17 protein-coding genes and 2 pseudogenes are annotated in these 17,471 nt (G+C 67.9%); 8 read left to right on the top strand and 11 right to left on the bottom strand.

Translation table 11 applies throughout. The annotated features are described in order from the left end of the window. Positions 1–6 precede the first annotated feature (6 nt). The 6 genes and pseudogenes from trbK-alt (at position 7) to VM780_RS07600 (ending at position 4,754) form a co-directional block, all read left to right on the top strand. The gene (gene trbK-alt / locus VM780_RS07625; RefSeq protein WP_325446667.1) at positions 7–288 is read left to right on the top strand and encodes a putative entry exclusion protein TrbK-alt; all 282 of its coding nucleotides are present in this window, start codon (positions 7–9) and stop codon (positions 286–288) included. 3 nt (positions 289–291) lie between these two features. Then, positions 292–1,641, top strand: coding sequence for a P-type conjugative transfer protein TrbL (trbL, locus tag VM780_RS07620; RefSeq protein ID WP_325446666.1), 1,350 nt, complete (start codon positions 292–294; stop codon positions 1,639–1,641). Further along, complete coding sequence (gene trbF / locus VM780_RS07615; RefSeq protein ID WP_325446665.1) at positions 1,638–2,327, top strand: conjugal transfer protein TrbF; 690 nt, start codon at positions 1,638–1,640, stop codon at positions 2,325–2,327. The genes trbL and trbF overlap by 4 nt, the downstream gene beginning before the upstream one ends. Further along, on the top strand, positions 2,324–3,304 hold the full coding sequence (trbG, locus tag VM780_RS07610) for a P-type conjugative transfer protein TrbG (RefSeq protein ID WP_325446664.1): 981 nt from the start codon (positions 2,324–2,326) through the stop codon (positions 3,302–3,304). The genes trbF and trbG overlap by 4 nt, the downstream gene beginning before the upstream one ends. Further along, positions 3,301–4,500 (top strand): annotated as a pseudogene (locus VM780_RS07605) (TrbI/VirB10 family protein). The gene trbG and the pseudogene VM780_RS07605 overlap by 4 nt, the downstream one beginning before the upstream one ends. Continuing rightward, positions 4,500–4,754: a DUF2274 domain-containing protein gene (locus tag VM780_RS07600; protein WP_325446663.1), complete on the top strand. Its 255-nt coding sequence runs from the start codon at positions 4,500–4,502 to the stop codon at positions 4,752–4,754. The pseudogene VM780_RS07605 and the gene VM780_RS07600 overlap by 1 nt, the downstream one beginning before the upstream one ends. Here the strand turns inward: VM780_RS07600 and VM780_RS07595 are convergent. Further along, positions 4,672–5,352, bottom strand: coding sequence for a LysR family substrate-binding domain-containing protein (locus VM780_RS07595; protein ID WP_325446662.1), 681 nt, complete (start codon positions 5,350–5,352; stop codon positions 4,672–4,674). The genes VM780_RS07600 and VM780_RS07595 overlap by 83 nt on opposite strands. 2 nt (positions 5,353–5,354) lie before the next feature. Then, positions 5,355–5,843 (bottom strand): LysR family transcriptional regulator, encoded by a 489-nt coding sequence (locus VM780_RS07590; RefSeq protein WP_325446661.1) that lies wholly within the window; start codon positions 5,841–5,843, stop codon positions 5,355–5,357. Positions 5,844–6,099: 256 nt separating this feature from the next. Between VM780_RS07590 and VM780_RS07585 the strand changes: the two genes are divergently transcribed. Continuing rightward, positions 6,100–6,357: a helix-turn-helix transcriptional regulator gene (locus VM780_RS07585; RefSeq protein WP_325446660.1), complete on the top strand. Its 258-nt coding sequence runs from the start codon at positions 6,100–6,102 to the stop codon at positions 6,355–6,357. On the opposite strand, the pseudogene VM780_RS07580 reads toward VM780_RS07585, so the two are convergent. The 6 genes and pseudogenes from VM780_RS07580 to guaB form a co-directional block, all read right to left on the bottom strand. Next, positions 6,332–7,586: pseudogene (locus VM780_RS07580) on the bottom strand (tyrosine-type recombinase/integrase). The gene VM780_RS07585 and the pseudogene VM780_RS07580 sit on opposite strands and share 26 nt — an antisense overlap. A gap of 294 nt (positions 7,587–7,880) precedes the next feature. Beyond that, positions 7,881–9,443 carry a glutamine-hydrolyzing GMP synthase gene (gene guaA / locus VM780_RS07575; protein WP_325446659.1) on the bottom strand — a complete coding sequence of 521 codons (1,563 nt, stop codon included), beginning with the start codon at positions 9,441–9,443 and terminating at the stop codon, positions 7,881–7,883. Positions 9,444–9,522: 79 nt separating this feature from the next. Beyond that, positions 9,523–9,810 carry a hypothetical protein gene (locus tag VM780_RS07570; protein WP_325446658.1) on the bottom strand — a complete coding sequence of 96 codons (288 nt, stop codon included), beginning with the start codon at positions 9,808–9,810 and terminating at the stop codon, positions 9,523–9,525. A 36-nt stretch (positions 9,811–9,846) separates the two neighbouring features. Then, positions 9,847–11,139, bottom strand: a complete 1,293-nt coding sequence (locus VM780_RS07565; protein ID WP_325446657.1) for an RsmB/NOP family class I SAM-dependent RNA methyltransferase — start codon at positions 11,137–11,139, stop codon at positions 9,847–9,849. A 4-nt stretch (positions 11,140–11,143) separates the two neighbouring features. Continuing rightward, complete coding sequence (locus VM780_RS07560; protein ID WP_325446656.1) at positions 11,144–11,566, bottom strand: MAPEG family protein; 423 nt, start codon at positions 11,564–11,566, stop codon at positions 11,144–11,146. Between the two features lie 15 nt (positions 11,567–11,581). Beyond that, entirely contained in the window at positions 11,582–13,078 is a 1,497-nt protein-coding gene (guaB, locus tag VM780_RS07555; RefSeq protein ID WP_325446655.1) for an IMP dehydrogenase, read from the bottom strand. A gap of 183 nt (positions 13,079–13,261) precedes the next feature. Here guaB and VM780_RS07550 point away from each other — a divergent pair, with 183 nt between their 5' ends. Next, on the top strand, positions 13,262–14,710 hold the full coding sequence (locus tag VM780_RS07550; RefSeq protein ID WP_325446654.1) for an MFS transporter: 1,449 nt from the start codon (positions 13,262–13,264) through the stop codon (positions 14,708–14,710). A 3-nt stretch (positions 14,711–14,713) separates the two neighbouring features. Here VM780_RS07550 and VM780_RS07545 read toward each other — a convergent pair whose 3' ends face one another. From VM780_RS07545 to VM780_RS07535, 3 genes are read right to left on the bottom strand one after another with little or no spacing between them, the layout of a single operon-like run. Next, a complete protein-coding gene (locus VM780_RS07545; protein ID WP_325446653.1) occupies positions 14,714–15,649 on the bottom strand; it encodes a UDP-3-O-acyl-N-acetylglucosamine deacetylase in 936 nt (311 codons plus the stop codon). 3 nt (positions 15,650–15,652) lie between these two features. After that, complete coding sequence (locus tag VM780_RS07540; protein ID WP_325446652.1) at positions 15,653–16,381, bottom strand: RlmE family RNA methyltransferase; 729 nt, start codon at positions 16,379–16,381, stop codon at positions 15,653–15,655. Then, the gene (locus VM780_RS07535) at positions 16,378–17,433 is read right to left on the bottom strand and encodes a Ppx/GppA phosphatase family protein (RefSeq protein WP_325446651.1); all 1,056 of its coding nucleotides are present in this window, start codon (positions 17,431–17,433) and stop codon (positions 16,378–16,380) included. Before VM780_RS07535 ends, VM780_RS07540 begins: the two co-directional genes overlap by 4 nt. Between the last annotated feature and the right edge of the window lie 38 nt (positions 17,434–17,471).

Genomic DNA, 17,471 nt, shown 5'->3' with positions numbered 1-17,471 from the left:
AGCGGGATGGACAGCAAAACGCTGGCTCGGGTGGGCGCAATCATCTTCGTCTCCGTCGCTATCACGGCAACGGCAATCGAAATGACCCGGAAGGAGGAAAAGCCAGCGGTTCGGCCGACGCCCGTGCTTGAGGAGGCGCCGGACCCGCTGCGCGAGGGCCAGCGCCGCTGCCAGCAGATGGGGGAAGCCGCGGCCAGAGACAGCGAGTGTCTGCGCATCTGGGCCGAAACCCGCGACCGTTTCCTTGGCACCCGCACCGCGCCGCGACGCGCCAACGAAGGGCGTTGAACCATGGGCGGCAGCGGCGTCATCGACAATTTCCTCGGGGTCTTCACCTCCTACATCGACAGCGGGTTCGGTCTGCTCGGCGGCGAGGTAGCGTTTATCGCGACGACGCTGATCGTCATCGACGTCACGCTGGCCGCCCTGTTCTGGAGCTGGGGCGCGGACGACGACATCATTGCGCGTCTGGTGAAGAAGACGCTGTTTGTGGGCGTCTTCGCCTACATCATCGGCAACTGGAACAACCTCGCGCGGATCGTCTTTGAAAGCTTCGCCGGCCTCGGACTGCAGGCGTCTGGCACCGGGTTTTCCATCCAGGACCTGATGCGTCCGGGCCGGGTTGCGCAGACGGGCCTCGATGCCGCGAGGCCGCTGCTCGAATCCATCTCAAACCTGATGGGCTGGATCGCCTTCTTCGAAAACTTCATCCAGATCGCCTGCTTGCTCTTCGCCTGGGCGCTGGTGCTGCTCGCCTTCTTCATCCTCGCCATCCAGCTCTTCATCACGCTGATCGAGTTCAAGCTGACCACGTTGGCCGGCTTCGTCCTGATCCCGTTCGGCCTGTTCGGAAAGACCGCCTTCATGGCCGAACGCGTGCTGGGCAATGTCATCTCGTCTGGGATCAGGGTGCTGGTGCTCGCCGTCATCATCGGCATCGGCTCGACTCTGTTCAGCCAGTTCACGGCAGGCTTCGGCGGCCAGCCACCGACGATCGACGACGCAATGGCCGTCGTATTGGCGGCGCTGTCGCTTCTCGGTCTCGGCATCTTCGGTCCGGGTATCGCCAACGGCATCGTTTCCGGCGGCCCGCAACTTGGCGCAGGCTCCGCCATCGGCACCGGCCTCGTCGCGGGCGGCGCAGCCATGGCTGCCGGCGGCGCGGCCGGGCTCGCCCTGCGCGGTGGCGCCAGCACCATTTCCGGCGGCGCAGCTGCCGTGCGCGGTGGAGCCAGCGCAGCGGGAGCCGCCTCCGCTGCCTATAGTCTCGGTTCCCTCGGCCAGTCGGGCGCCGCCGGCGTCGCGTCTGGCCTCGGCGGCGTCGCACGAGCGGCCGGCGGCGCGGCAGCCTCTCCGCTGCGCCGGGCGGCGCAAAGCGTTCGCTCGAGCTTCGCCGACGGCGTCAAAAGCGGCTTCGGCGCCACCGGCGGCTCCTCGAGCATGGGAACGGTCGCGAATGATGCCGGTTCGGCCGCACCGGCAGCCGCAGGCTCGGCCGCCAACCCGCCGGCGTGGGCGCAACGCATGCGGCGTGGGCAGACCATGAGCCACGGCGTCACGCTCGCGGCACACGCGATCCGATCGGGCGACAGCCATGGCGGCGGCTCTTCCATCAATCTCTCCGGAGGCGACCGCACATGAGCTTCTTCAAGCGACCCGCAACCCACTTTGGAAAGACGCCCGAGCCCGAGACGCCATATCAGCGCGCGGCGCAGATCTGGGACGATCGGATCGGCTCAGCTCGTGTCCAGGCTCGAAACTGGCGGCTCATGGCCTTTGGCTGCCTGATCCTCTCCGCCGGCTTCGCCGCCGCGCTGGTCTGGCAGTCGGCGCGCGGGACCATCGTCCCGTGGGTGGTGCAGGTCGACAATCTCGGCCAGGCGCAGGCGGTCGCGCCAGCGCAGGCCGACTACCGCCCGACCGACCCGCAGGTGGCCTGGCATCTGGCGCGGTTCATTGAGCAGGTCCGCTCGATCCCCGCCGACGCCATCGTCGTGCGGCAGAATTGGCTGCGCGCCTACGAGTTCACGACCGATCGCGGCGCGGCGGCCCTCAATGACTTCGCCCGCGCCAACGATCCGTTCACCCGCGTCGGGAAGCAACAGGTGTCGATCGAAGTGTCGAGCGTGATCCGCGCGTCGCCTGACAGCTTCCGCGTTGCCTGGAGCGAACGCCAGTACGAGAACGGCCAGCTCTCCACGACACAGCGCTGGACGGCCATCCTGACCATCGTGATCCAACCCCCGCGCGACGCAGAGCGGCTGCGGGCCAATCCGCTTGGGATCTACGTCAACGCCATCAACTGGTCGCGGGAGATGGGGCAATGAGAAATCATCTCCGCCGACCCGCGAGCCGTGGCTTCCGCCTATCAGGCTCTGCGCTTTTGCTGATCTCCGGATTGGCGCTGGCCGGCTGCGCGACCAACCGGCCACCACAGATCAGCTACGACGCCGATGTACCGCCGCTTTCCCCGGTGCCGGCTGCCGTCACGGAGGCGCCCCCTAGGCCGCTTCACACACCGCCCGCCTGGACACCCGCGCGCGGTGGTGCTGCCGCAGGGACGCCGGCCGGCCGCGTGGAGAATGCCAATGCCGCCGCGCGCGTCGAGCCACGTCGCGAGGGCTACTTCAACTCGATCCAGATCTATCCCTGGAGCGAGGGTGCGCTCTATCAAGTCTATGCCGCTCCCGGGCAGATCACCAACATCGCGCTGGAACCCGGCGAAAGCCTGACTGGCGCCGGCCCGATCGCTGCGGGCGACACGGCGCGCTGGATCATCGGTGACACCGAGAGCGGCTCGGGCATCACGCGCCGCGTCCATGTTCTCGTAAAGCCGACACGGCCAGACATCACGACCAATCTGGTCATCACCACCGACCGGCGCATCTACATGATCGAGCTGCGCTCGGGCGAACGCCCCTATATGCCGGCCGTCGCCTGGGCCTATCCGCCGCCGCCCCCCTCGCAGAGACAGGTGGTGCCCGCCACGCCAGTGATCCCGGCCGTTGCGGCACGGAACTATCGCTACGGCCTTACGGGCGACACGCCGCCGTGGCGGCCAATCTCGGTCTATGATGACGGGTGCCGCGTCTATGTCGAGTTCCCGCGTGGGATCGTTCAGGGCGAGATGCCGCCGCTCTTCGTCATCGGCGCCGATGGCGAACCGCAGATCGCCAACAGCCGGATCCACCAGAACATCCTGATCGTCGACCGCTTGTTCGGCGCCGCCGAGCTCCGTCTCGGCAGCGGCGAGCGCCAGCAGACGGTCCGGATCGTTCGCACCGATGGGAGGCCCGCGTCATGAGCAAGCGCGACACGCAGAGCGGTGCCGACGCACCGCTGGTTGGCACACAGCCCGGCGAGGCCGCTGCGCCCATGCGGCTGCGCGGCGAACCGCCCCGGGTCACCCGACTGTCGCGCAAGGTGCTGGGCGGTCTCAGCCTCGTCGCCGCCCTCGGGGTCGGTGGTGCGCTCATCTATGCGCTTCAGACGCGCAACATCGGTCCTGGCAGTGAGGAGCTCTACTCCACGCAGAACCGGCGAACCGCGGACGGGCTCACCGGCCTGCCACGCGACTATACCGGTCCGGTGCTTGGGCCTCCGCTGCCCGGGGATCTGGGGCGCCCCATCCTCGATGCGCAGAATCGTGGCCAGCCCGTCACGCCGCCGATGGCGGCAGCGCCCACCGTCGATCCGGTCGAGCAGCGCAGGCGCGCGGAAGAAGAAGCTGCCCGAACGAGCCGCGTCTTCTTCCAGACGGAGGCGCGCGTCGCAGCTCCGATTGCGACAGTTGGCGGACCGGGCAGCCCGAGCCTCGCCGGTCTTGGCCTTCCGGGCCAGCCAGGTGCAGCGACGGCGCAGGATCGCCAGTTCGCATTCCTGAATGCGGGCGTGGACCGCCGCACCGTCTCGCCCGATCGCGTGATGGCTCCGGCATCGCCCTATGTCCTTCAGACCGGCGCCGTCATCGCCGCAGCCCTCATCACGGGCATCCGATCCGACCTGCCGGGCCAGATCACCGCGCAGGTCACGGAGCATGTCTACGACAGCCCCACCGGGCGCATCCTGCTCGTCCCGCAGGGCACGCGGCTGATCGGCGAGTACAGCAACGACGTCGGCTTCGGTCAGCGCCGGGTGCTGCTGGTCTGGAAGCGGCTCATTCTGCCGAACGGCCGTTCGATTGTCCTGGAACGTCAACCCGGAGCCGACGTGCAAGGCTATGCGGGTCTTCAGGATGGCGTCGACTATCACTGGTGGGATCTCGCCAAGGCTGCCGGCCTGTCGACCCTGCTGTCGGTCGGCGCCGAACTCGCCGTTGACGATCAGGATCGGCTGCTCCGGGCGATCCGCAACGGCGGGCAGGACACCATCAATGACGCAGGCTAGCAGATCATCCGTCGGCAACTGAATGTCGCGCCGACCCTGACGATCAGACCGGGGTTTCCCGTGCGCGTCATCGTCACCCGCGACCTCGTGCTCGAACCTTATGGAGGGTTTTGATGACCAAGCTGAAGCTCGGCCCGATCATCGACGACAAGCCGGTTAAGGTGACGATTGAACTCCCTGCACAGTTGCATCGGGACCTCGCCGCCTACGCCGCGGCACTCGGCCGCGAACAAGGCCAGACCATCGGCGACCCGACGAAGCTGATCGTGCCCATGCTCGAGCGCTTCATTGCAACCGATCGGGGGTTCGCCCGCGCGCGCCGCGATAGCGGTCAGCACGCACCTCGCGCCGCAGCGCAGGGCGAATGAGGCGCTGGCGGACGAACCTCGCCTGGTCGTTCTCTGAGAAGGACTTTGACAATGTCAGCAGATGTTCGAGATCCCTGTGGAGAGTCCCACGCGAATGAACCGCGCCATAGCGAAGCATGGCGTTTTCGATCGGACGGAAGGTGACGCCGGAAAGACCAACACGGACATGAGCGCTGCCCGCGATGGTGACGCCGCCGCCGTGGGCGACGATCTGCATCAACGACTCCCGCGTCACAGACAACTGCTCGACGCGCAGTGCACTGCGCGGAGCCTTGAGTTGCCGTTCCAGATACGCCTTCGCGAAATCGCCCGTCACCAGGTCAGTCACCACGAAGTGGCGATCGCGCAGATCGCACCATCGAATTGCCTTCTGGTCGGCGAGCGGGTCATCCTCCGGCATGGCCAGGTAGATGGGTTCCTCCCAAAGATGGGTGATGGCATTGCCCTGCCCAGGCGAACCCTCGGCAACAACACCGATATCCAACTGCCCGCGCCGCACGGCCGCAATGAGGTCAGGCGTACTTGCCTCACTGAAGCGCAGCCGGGTGCCCGGCCTGTCGCGCCGAAAGGCGCCGAAGAGTTCCGCCAGAAACCCCATGGTCAGTGGCCCGAAGACGCCGACCGTGAGATGTCGCTCTGTCGCTGCGTCGGTCCGCGCGCGTTCGAATGCCGAACCGATCTGATGTGCGCCGGGCTGGCTTGGTGCAGAAACCGCCTGCCGATCTCCGTCAGGTCGACGCCAGCGCTGTGACGGCGGAACAGCTTGGCACCAATCTCATCTTCGACGTCCCGGATGCGCCGGCTGATCGCCGACTGCTCTACGCCGAGGTCCTGAGCCGCGCGCCGGAAGCTGCCGCTTTCCGCGGCGGCGATGATGTAGCGCACATGGCGCAGCTCGATCTTCGATCTCGGCACGATGGTTCCCCATGATGCAAAGGTCTTTGCAAACGTCGCCCCGTCAGCCCCGAGAATTGTTCCGATCAGATTATGGGTCTTCTGCGTCTCCTCGCTACCGCCGCCCATGAAATCCTTAAGCGTTGCACGCTTTATCGTTGTTACGGCGCTTGCGAACGTCCGGATCGCATCCACGCCGCTGCAAGCAGTAAATGGTGCGTGATCTGAACAGCGCAATTACGGCGCCGGGCCCCTGCGACGCGTCGTGCAGATTCTGTGGGCTGACGGATGTCCAGCCGCGCTGTCAGGACTTAAATTAACCCGCCGATTTCTACGCCAGAGCACGAGATTGCCGCACGCCACGCAGAAGGGACTTCCGGCATCGGCACCTATCGTTCTCAATCGCCAGCGACAGCCGCAAAGGAGATTTGGTACGGGTCAGAGCGAGCCTTTGGAGATCAGGAAGACCATCCGGCGGCGCCAGCTGCGCGAGATGGTGCCTTTGGCCGACAGCACGATTTACGACATGGAGCAGCGCGGCGAATTTCCACGCCGCTTCGCGCTGTCGCCGCGCTGCATCGTCTGGGATCTCGCCGAGGTCCACGCGTGGTTACTGGCGCGGCGCGCGAAGCCGATCCAGCGCGCACAGCATCCCGACGTCACCAAGCGCAAGTCCCGCCCGGTCAAAGGGCAGGATCGAGGGCGATAGGCGGCATGACTGTCGGCAGCAACGTCGGAACATACTTCCGGCCCTCGACCCACGCAGCGACGGTGTCGGCCCATTCCTGCATCATGTGGCGACGCTGAACCTCGTATTCCGCCTTGTTGTAGACGCCGCGAGATGAACGCCCGTCCTCGTGCGCCAGGCACTTTTCGATCCAGTCGCGGTTGAAGCCCAACTCATTGAGCAGCGTCGAGCCCGTGCGGCGCAGGTCATGCACGGTGAATGGCTCCAGCGGCAGCCCCTCCTTCTTGGCCTGTTCGACGACAGCGTAGGTGACCCGGTTGAAGGTCGCCCGCGACATCGGCACGTCCGCGTCGTAGCGGGACGGCAGCAGATACCTTGAATTGCCAGCGCAGGTCTTGAGCGCAATCATGATGTCGAGCGTCTGCCGGCACAGGTAGACATTGTGCGGCTTCGACCGCTTCATGCGCTCCTTCGGGATCGTCCAAACGGCGTTCTCGAAATCGACTTCGTCCCACACCGCGTCTTGCAGCTCGCTCTTCCGGACCATGGTGAGGAGATAAAGCTTCATGCCGAGACGGATCGTCGGCAGCGTTGCCACATGTTCGAGCTGCTTGAGCATGATGCGGATCTCGGTCGGCGAAAGCGCCCTGTCTTTGGACGTGAAGGTGGCGATTGAAGCAGGCCCGACGTCATCGGCCGGGTTCGCGACCTTTTCGCCGTGGAGAATGGCGAAGGCGTAAATTTGCTTCAGGATATCCCGCACGTGGATGGCCGTCGCAGGCGCGCCCCGTTCTACGATCTTGGCGCAGTGGGCGCGCAGGTCATCAAGCGTGATCTCGGTCAGTAAGCGGTTCCGCCAGACGGGCTTGAGTTCACGCTCGAAGATGGCGCGGCGCATCGCGCGCGTGCTGTCGGCCATGGGCGCACCCGTCAGCCACTTCTCGCCAAACTCGCCGAAACTCTTGGCCTCTTTGATCCGGCGCTTATCCCGCTGCTTCTCTATCGCGGGGGACCGCCCCTCGGCGATCATCCGTTTCGCGTCCAGGCACAGTTCGCGCCCGGGCGAGTGTGATCCCATCTCGGGCGTACTTGCCGAGATGGACCGTCTCCCGCCTGCCGTTCAGCCGGTAGTCAAGCCGGAACGAGATGCCGCCTGTCGGCGCGACGCGCACATACATGCCGTCACGATCGGTCACCTTGTACATTTTGGCTTTTGGTTTCAGACACTTGAGTGCTGCGTCCGTCAACATTTGGGCCTTCTCGCGGAAAAAGGACCGTCACGCGGTTTTTGGAGGCGTCAGGCGGAGAAATCTTTTTATTTTCAGCGTGTTAGGCTGAAAAAAGTACCGTCATTGGCCTCGGTCGCTCTGACGGTACTTTCGATTTTCCGGATGATCAACGGGGGGCGGGTCCGTCACCAGACCCGACAGACGCGTTCTATGCCCACCTATAGACCTCGATAGGCCTTGGCTAAGTTATTTTTATTGTTCAGTGTGTTAGAGCGTATTCTGGCGTAGTTTCGGATACCCTCGGATGGGCAAAAATTATTCCCACTCGATCGTGCCGGGGGGCTTCGAGGTCACGTCGTAGACGACGCGGTTGACGCCCCTCACCTCGTTGATGATGCGGGTGGCGGCGCGGCCGAGAAAGTTCATGTCGAAGGAATAGAAGTCGGCCGTCATGCCGTCGACCGACGTCACGGCGCGCAGCGCCAGCACGTTCTCATAGGTGCGGCCGTCGCCCATCACGCCGACGGTGCGGACTGGGAGCAGGACCGCGAAGGCCTGCCAGATGGCGTCGTAGAGGCCGGCCTTGCGGATCTCGTCGAGATAAATCGCGTCGGCCTGGCGCAGCACGTCGAGCTTTTCGCGCGTGACCTCGCCGGGGCAGCGAATGGCGAGCCCGGGGCCCGGGAACGGATGGCGCCCGACGAACGCCTCCGGCAGGCCAAGCTCGCGGCCGAGCGCGCGGACCTCGTCCTTGAACAGCTCGCGCAGCGGCTCGACGAGCTTCATGTTCATGCGCTCGGGAAGGCCGCCGACATTGTGGTGCGACTTGATCGTCACCGACGGGCCGCCCGAGAACGAGACGCTCTCGATGACGTCCGGATAGAGCGTGCCCTGCGCGAGGAAGTCGGCTCCGCCGACCTTGCCGGCTTCGTCGTCGAACACGTCGATGAACAGCCGGCCGATCGCCTTGCGCTTGGCCTCAGGATCCTCGACGCCCTGGAGCGCGGCCAGGAACATGTCGCTCGCGTCCACATGCACGAGCGGGATGTTGTAGTGGCCGCGGAACAGGTCGACGACCTGGCGGGCCTCGTCCTTGCGCATCAGTCCGTGGTCGACGAACACGCAGGTGAGCTGATCGCCGATCGCTTCGTGTATCAGCACGGCCGCGACCGCGGAGTCGACGCCGCCCGACAGACCGCAGATCACCCGGCCGTCGCCAACCTGCGCCCGGATCTTCTCGATCGCCTCCTCGCGATAGGCGGCCATCGACCAGTCGCCCGAGCAGCCGCAGATCCGCCGCACGAAATTGGTCAGCAGCTTGCCGCCCTCGGGCGTGTGCACGACCTCGGGGTGGAACATCAGCCCGTAATAGCGGCGCGTCTCGTCCGCGATCGCGGCGAACGGCGCGTTCTCCGAGACGCCCACGATGCGGAACCCCTGCGGCATCCGCGTGATGCGGTCGCCATGGCTCATCCACACCTGGTTACGGCTCTTGTCCTCCCAGACGCCGGTGAAGAGCTGCGACGGCGCCACGACGTGGAGGTCCGCGCGGCCGAACTCCCGGTGGTGCCCGCTCTCGACAGCGCCGCCGAGCTGTTCGGCCATGGTCATCTGGCCGTAGCAGATGCCGAGCACCGGCACGCCGGATTCAAACACCGCCTGCGGCGCCCGCGGGGTGCCGATCTCCGCCACCGAGGCAGGGCCGCCGGACAGGATCACGCCCTTGGCGCCGAAGTCGCGGAAGACCTCCTCGGCGAGGTTGAACGGCACGATCTCGCAATAGACCCCCGCCTCGCGAACGCGACGGGCGATCAACTGGGTCACCTGCGACCCGAAATCGATGATGAGGATGCGGTCGTGCGAGGTGGCGGCGGTCATGGCCTGTCCGTACTCCGAACAGGCGCGGCGCCGCAACGCCGCAAACGGCGGAGCGGCCGTGAAAAAACGCCGGGGGAGGTTAGAGCCTGCCGCTGCCGTCGGGAGCGCCGGGCGCAGGCGGCGCGGCGTCGGCCGCGACCGGGCTGCAGACGGTCGGCGACTCGCCGCCAAAACGCTGGTTCAGCTTGCCGCAGCCCCAGTCCCGGAAGGGCGCGGGAAGCATCGGCGCGATCGAGGTCCCGATCCGGTCGTTCGGGTTCGGTCCCCAGTTCGCATACCAGATCCAGTAGCCGGCCACGAGGACGACCAGAAGGCCGATGATCTGAAGAATTCCGCTGATCGCCCGCATCTGCCCCGCCGTGGCCACGCCCTCTCCGGCGAAATGGCCTGGACGGGCCGCCGGTCAAGTGCGTCTCAGCACGGCTATGAAGAAGCCATCCGTGCCGGAGCGTCGCGGGCTGAGCAGAATCGACTCGCCGGACGGCAACGCGAAGCGCGCCAGCTCCGGCAGGCCCGCGGCCACGGCGGCCTCTGCGGCCGGAACCGCGACGAACTCCGGACGACGTCCGAGAAAGGCCGCCACGCGGTCCTCGTTTTCATCGGCGAGCAGCGAGCAGGTCACGTAGACCAGCCGGCCCCCGGGCTTCACGAGTCTGGCGCCGTCGTCGAGCGCGGCGTCCTGCTCGGCCGTCCGGACGTCCAGCGCGTTGGGCCGCATGCGCCATTTGGCGTCCGGATTGCGGCGCCAGGTGCCGGTTCCGGTGCAGGGCGCGTCGACCAGCACGAGGTCGGCGCGGGCTTCGAGATCGGCCATCACGTCCGCGGCGCCGCGCGGCGTGCGGACCTGGAGGTTCTTCACTCCCGCCCGCGTCGTGCGCTCGTGCAGCGGCGCGAGCCGGCGGATGTCGGAATCGTGGGCGTAGAGCTGGCCGCGGTTGCGCATGCCGGCGGCGAGCGCCAGCGTCTTGCCGCCGGCGCCGGCGCAGAGATCGATGACCTGTTCGCCCGGCGCCGCTGCCGCGAGCAGCGCCGCAAGCTGCGAGCCTTCGTCCTGAACCTCGACGAGGCCCTTCAGGTGCGCCGGCTCCGACTGCACCGGAGGGCCGCGACCGTCGTCAGTGAGCGGGATGCGGATTCCGAACGGCGACAGCGGCGTCGGCTCAGGCCTCAGATGCAACAGCGCGGTGAGCGCCTTGTCGCGGTCGCCCTTCAGGACGTTGACCCTCAGGTCGAGCGGGGCGCGCGCGGCGAGCGCCGCCCCCTCCTCCGCCCGCTCCGAACCGAACACACGCGCCAAAGAGGGGTCGAGCCATTCGGGATAGTCGCCCCGGACATGGTCCGGCGCATCATCCAGGGAGGCGGCGGAAATCGCAGCTCGCTCGGCCTCGGTCGGCGGCTCGGGCGCGTGGGGACTCGCCGCAAAGGCGGCGGCGAGCGCCTCAGGATCGGCATGCCGCACGAAGACCAGCGCGCCGAGCACAAGCGCGCGCGGCGCCTCCTCGCCCATGCGCCAGGCGAGCGAGGCGCGGGAGCGCAGAGCGTCGTAAACGAGGCTCGCGATCCGGGCGCGGTCCCCCGAGCCCGCGAAGCGATGCGCGGCGCCCCAGTCCTTGAGCGCCTGGGCGGCCGGCGATCTTCGCGCCTCGATCTCGGTCAGGACTTCGATCGCGGCGAGCGCGTGGGCGGCTGGCGTCATGACGTCAGAGCGCGAGCAGGATGCGGACCGCGAAGACAGTCCACATGACGAGGAGCACGAAGGCGCCGGCCGCGTAGAGCGGGAACCGCAGCTTCAGCCGGTTCGGCCCATTGTGCTCGAGCGCATGCAGCCAGCGCAGGGCGACGAACACCCACGCCAGCAGCACGAACAGCAGATCGGCCTTGTGCGTCAGGATCACGAGCGGCGCGAGCGCGAAGAACAGCGTCGGCAGCTCGAATTGGTTGTGGAAGCTGTCGGCGGCCAGTTGCGCGCTGCGCGGCCAACCGTAGTTCCGGGGCGATCCCGGGCGCACCTCGACCTGGCCGTTTCGGACCGCGGCCCACCGCGTGAAGCCCATCCGGGACAACAGGAAGAAGATCAGCGCGGCCTGGGCGAAGACGGGCGCGAGGACGGCTGCAATGGTCATCGCGCCGGCTCCGCCTCAGACCATGCCCGGATAGTTCGGGCTCTCGCGGGTGATGGTGACGTCGTGGACGTGGCTCTCGCGCAGCGAAGCTCCCGAGATGCGCACGAAGCGCGCCTTCTCATGGAGATCCTGGATCGTCGCCGCGCCGACATAGCCCATCGCGGCCCGGAGGCCGCCGGCGAGCTGGTGGAGCACCGCCGAGACCGGACCCTTGTAGGGCACCTGACCCTCGATGCCCTCAGGCACCAGCTTCAGCCGGTCGTTGACCTCGGCCTGGAAGTAGCGGTCGGCGGACCCCTGCGCCATCGCGCCCACGGAGCCCATGCCGCGATACGACTTATAGGAGCGGCCCTGGTAGAGGTAGACCTCGCCCGGGCTCTCGTCCGTTCCGGCGAGCAGCGAACCGACCATGGCGGCGTCGGCGCCGGCGGCGATCGCCTTGGCGAGGTCGCCGGAATATTTGATGCCGCCATCGGCGATCACCGGCACGTCGGCCGCCTTCGCGACCTCGACGGATTCCATGATCGCGGTGAGCTGCGGCACGCCGACGCCGGCGACGATCCGGGTGGTGCAGATCGAGCCCGGCCCGATGCCGACCTTGACCGCGTCCGCCCCGGCGTCGATCAGCGCGCGGGTGGCCTCGCCGGTCGCCACGTTGCCGGCGACGATCTGCACCTCGTTGGAGAGCCGCTTGATGCGCGCCACCACGTCCAGCACGTGCTGCGAGTGGCCATGCGCGGTGTCGACGACGACCAGGTCGCAGCCGGCGTCGATCAGCGCCTCGGCGCGCCCAAAACCCTTGTCCCCGACGGTCGTCGCGGCCGCGACCCTGAGCCGGCCGCGGCCATCCTTGTTGGCGTTCGGATTCGCGACCGCCTTCTCGATGTCCTTCACCGTGACGAGCCCGACGCACTCATAGGCGTCGTTGACCACCAGCAGCTTCTCGATGCGGTGGCTATGCAGCAGGCGCTTGGCCTCCTCCTGGCCCACGCCCTCGGCGACGGTGATGAGGTTCTCATGCGTCATCAGCTCGGAGACCGGCTGACGCGGATTGGTGGCGAAGCGCACGTCGCGGTTGGTCAGAATGCCGACGAGCTTGCCGGCGCGGCCCGGCGCGCCGCCGCCCTCGACCACCGGAATGCCCGAGATGCCGTGGCGCTTCATCAGCTCCAGCGCGTCGGCCAGGGTCCCGTCCGGCGCGATGGTGACGGGGTTCACCACCATGCCGCTTTCGAACTTCTTGACCTGCCGGACCTCGGTCGCCTGCTCCTCAGGCGTCAGGTTGCGGTGGATGACGCCGATGCCGCCGGCCTGCGCCATCGCGATGGCGAGCCTGGCTTCGGTCACCGTATCCATCGCGGAGGATAGGATCGGGATGTTGAGCGAGATCGTCCTGGTGACGCGCGACCGGAGATCGGCCTCGCCAGGCATCACCTCCGAGAGGCCCGGCCGGAGCAGGACGTCGTCGAAGGTGAGCGCCTCGTTCCCCAGAACGCTGTTGATCCTCTCCATGCCGAACCTCCTGAAACGGGTGTGCGCGTGAGCGCCCGGCGCCGCCCGACGGCGTCCGGCCCCTTGGCGTCGGCGACAGGCCGCAGCGCGAGTTGGGGAAGTGGCGCGGACCTTTAGCACGGCCCTGCCCTGACGCAAATGACGGTGTGCGATCCGCCCGCAACCCCTATATGCGGCAGGCTCATGCCAACTTTCCCGAACGCCGCGGTTCCCAATCGCATCCTTGTCCCGCTGATCGTCGCCTGCGCGCTGTTCATGGAGAACCTGGACAGCACGGTGCTTGCGACGTCGCTGCCTGCGATCGCCGCCGAGCTCAGGATCCATCCGATCGACCTGAAGCTCGCGCTAACGTCCTACCTGCTGAGCCTGGCGGTCTTCATCCCGATCTCGGGCTGGCTCGCGGACCGGCTCGGCGCGCGCCTGGTGTTCCGCGCCGCGATCGCGACCTTCGCGCTCGGCTCGGCGCTCGCGGGCTTCTCCTCCACCATGCCGGAGTTGATCGGCGCGCGCGTCCTGCAGGGCGTCGGCGGAGCCATGATGGTGCCGGTCGGCCGGCTGGTGATTCTCAGGACAGTGCCGAAGTCGGAGCTGGTCGGGTCGCTCGCCTGGCTGACCATACCGGCGCTGATCGGCCCTGTGCTCGGCCCGCCGGTCGGGGGCTTCATCACCACCTATTTCTCGTGGCGCTGGATCTTCTGGATCAATCTGCCCATCGCCGCGCTTGGAATTACGCTCGCGACGCTGTTCATCCCGGACGTGCGCGGCGAGGAGCGGACGCCGTTCGACGCGCTTGGCTTCGCGCTGTCCGGCTTCGGGCTCGCCGCGATCGTCTCCGGCGCGACCGCGCTCGGCCTCGAGGCGCTGCCGCATCTGGCGGCTTTCGCGATTCTGGGCGCGGGCGCGATCTCGTTCACCGCCTATGTGCTCCACGCCCGGCGCGCCGAGCACCCGATTCTCGACCTCAGGCTGCTCGCAGTTCCGAGCTTCCGCGCCGCGATCCTGGGCGGATCGCTGTTTCGCATCGGCATCGGAGCGGCGCCTTTCCTGCTCCCGCTGCTGCTGCAGGTCGGCTTCGGCATGACCGCCTTCCAGTCCGGCATGCTGACCTTCGCCTCGGCGCTCGGCGCTCTGTTCATGAAGATGGCCGCAAAACCGATCCTGCAGCGGTTCGGCTTCCGCGCCACCATGATGACCAACGCGATCGTGGCCGCCGCTCTGATGACGGCGCCGGCGCTGTTCACCGCCACGACGCCGGTCGCCGTCATCCTCATCGCGCTGCTGATCGGCGGCTTTTTCCGATCGCTGCAGTTCACCGCGGTGAACGCTCTCAGCTACGCCGACATCGACAGCGGACGGATGAGTCGCGCCACGAGCCTTGCGAGCGTCGCCCAGCAGATCTCACTGTCGCTCGGCGTCAGCATCGCGGCGCTCGTGCTGGAGGGCATCCTGGCGCATCGCGGCGGCGTCGAGCTGCGCGTCTCGGACTTCCCCCTGGCCTTCCTGATGATCGGACTGATCTCGGCCTCGTCGGTCTTTCTGTTCGCCCGGCTGGCGCCCGAGGCGGGCCAGGAGGTCTCCGGCCATGTCGGTCCTCGGCCCGATCCTGTCACCGCAGCGCGCGAGCGCGCCTGACGCTTAGCTCGCCGGCCTCAGGTCGCCGCCCTCGGCGATCTCCACCAGGTCCCAGGCGGTCGCGTCCTCGAGCAGGATCGCGATCATGGCGTGGTTGTGCTCGTGGCCCGGCATGACGGCGGTGGTCCGCCCCATCAGAGGATGACCGGCGAGCGCGTAGTCGCCGACGAGGTCGAGCACGCGGTGACGCACAGGCTCGTCGGGCATTCGCAACCCGCCGATGGCGGAGCGCCGCCAGAGCGCCACAGTGTTCGAGAGGTTCGCGCCGCGCAGCACGGGCTCGCGCGTGAAGCGGCCGAACAGCTTTGCGAGCAGCGCCCATTTGAGCCGGCCGAAGCTGCGCGACGGCGCAAGTTCGCGGGCGAAGGTGTCCGGGTCGATCGGGCCGCTCCATCTGAGCTGACCCAGACCGTTGAGCGTCACCGATCCCTTGACGGTGAAGGCCGCCGCGGGATCGATCGACTGCTTGTGCCGGCCATTGCGATATTCGACGCGCTTCAGCACGCGAAGATAACGGCGGGGGCGGTCCTGCTCGACGCGGCCGGCCTCCGCGAGCTTCAGCCTCCAGGGCTCGGCGCTGCCGTCGAAGATCGGCAACTCCTCGGCGTCGATCTCCACCAGCGCGTTGTCGATGCGCGCGGCGCTCAGCGCCGCCATGAGGTGCTCGACAGTCCGCACCAGCGGCCCCTCGCCGACTTGTAACGCGGTGCAGAGTGGCCTTGACCGTCGGTTGCGCCAGTGCGCCGGCACGTCATGCGCCACACCCTGAACGAAGCGCCGGAAGACCACGCCGTGATCCGGCGGCGCCGGCAGCACGCGGACGTTCGACGGCTTCGCGGTGTGCAGGCCGACGCCCGAGCCGGCGACCGGACGCGCCAGCGTCGCCTGGAAGCGCGGCCCCGGCGGCGCGGCGCGCGTGTCCGCGCCCTGCTGGCCCATGCGTCAGTCTCTGGCCTCGCTCCCGCGGAAGCCGGTCGCCAGCACGTAGAGCTCGGACGAGTCCTTCCGGCTCGCGGGAGGTTTGACGTGAATGACCTTGGCGTAGTCGCGCTTCAGCTCGGCCAGCAACTCGGTCTGCGCGCCACCTTGAAAAACCTTCGCCAGAAACGCGCCGCCCGGGGCCAGCACTTCGGCGGCGAACTGCGCCGCCGCCTCGACCAGCGCCATGATGCGCAGATGGTCGGTGCGCTGGTGGCCGACCGTGTTCGCCGCCATGTCGGACAGCACTACGTCCGCCTTGCCGCCGAGCCGCTGCTTCAGGATTTCCGGCGCGTTGTCTTCGAGGAAGTCGAGCACCATGAAGTCGGCGCCCGGCACCGGCTCCATCTCCAGCAGGTCGATCGCGACGATCGAGCCCTTGCCCTCTGTCGCTCCGATGCGCTGCGCGGCGATCTGGCTCCAGCCGCCGGGCGCCGCGCCGAGGTCGACGACCTTCTGCCCCGGCTTCAGGAAGCGGTGCTTGTCGTCGATCTCGATCAGCTTGAAGGCCGCGCGCGAGCGATAGCCTTCGCGCTTTGCGGCCTGCACGTAAGGATCGTTGAGCTGGCGGCTCAGCCAGAGGGTCGAGGCGTGGCTGCGCTTCCGGGCGGTGCGCACCCTGACTTCGAGGCTGCGCCCGGCGCCGCCCGAAGCCTTGTCGCTTCCGCCGCCGCCGCGTGACCGCGCGCTCACCCGCGTCGCCCGCGACGGCGCGCGCCGCGACGGCGCCAGACGCCGTCGGCGCGCATCATCTCGACCAGGATGCCCTCGCGCAGCCCCCGATCGGCGACCCGCAGCCGCGCCACCGGAAAGGCGCGCCTGATGGCTTCCAGCACCGCGCAGCCGGCGAGCACGAGGTCCGCTCGGTCCGGGCCGATGCAGGGGTTTTGGCAGCGCTGGTCGTAAGACATCTCGCGCAGCGACTCGACGACCCGCGTGACGTCCGTCGAGGCCATCCATTGGCCGTCGACGAGCCTGCGCTCATAACGCGGAAGGCCGAGATGCACGCCCGCGATCGTGGTCACGGTTCCGGACGTTCCGAGCAGATGGATGTCGCTCAACGAGGCGCTCAGCGTCTCGCGCTCCGGAAAGGCCTCGAGCAGCCGCTCGACTTCGCCGACCATGTCCTCGAACACTTCGGTCGACACCTTCACGCCGCCATAGCGCTCGGCGAGCGTCACCACCCCGACCGGGAGCGAGACCCAGGCGCGCATCACGAGGTTACCGGCGCCGCCGCCGCGTCGCCGCTCGAGCCAGACCACCTCCGATGAGCCGCCGCCGATGTCGAACAGGATGACGCCGCCCGCCGCCGGATCCGCGAGCGAGGCGCAGCCGGCGGCCGCGAGCCGCGCCTCGGTGGCGCGGTCGATGATTTCGAGCTCCAGCCCGGTGTCCCGGCGCACGCGCTCGAGGAACGCCTCGCCATTGTCGGCCTGCCGACAGGCCTCGGTCGCGATCAGGCGCGAGCGCGAGACGCCGCGCGCCTCCATCTTGTCCCGGCACACGGCGAGCGCAGACACGGCGCGGTCGATCGCGCTGCCCGAGAGGCGGCCGCTATGCGCGAGCCCCTCGCCAAGCCGCACGATGCGGGAGAACGAATCCACCACCCGGAAGCCGCCGTCCCGATCCGGCCGCGCGACCAGCAAGCGGCAATTGTTGGTCCCAAGGTCGAGCGCCGCATAGGTGGCGGGCTGCGGACGGACGGGAGGTTCGGCGCAAGCCGAGGTCGCCGCTCCGCGCGCCACGGGAAACGGGAGTCCCGGGGCGGCGAGCGTTACGGCGG

Source organism: Hansschlegelia sp., assembly GCF_035538955.1.
Lineage (GTDB): Bacteria > Pseudomonadota > Alphaproteobacteria > Rhizobiales > Methylopilaceae > Methylopila.
The sequence above is the reverse complement of the archived record's forward strand: the minus strand, read 5'-3'. Positions and strand labels throughout refer to the sequence as shown.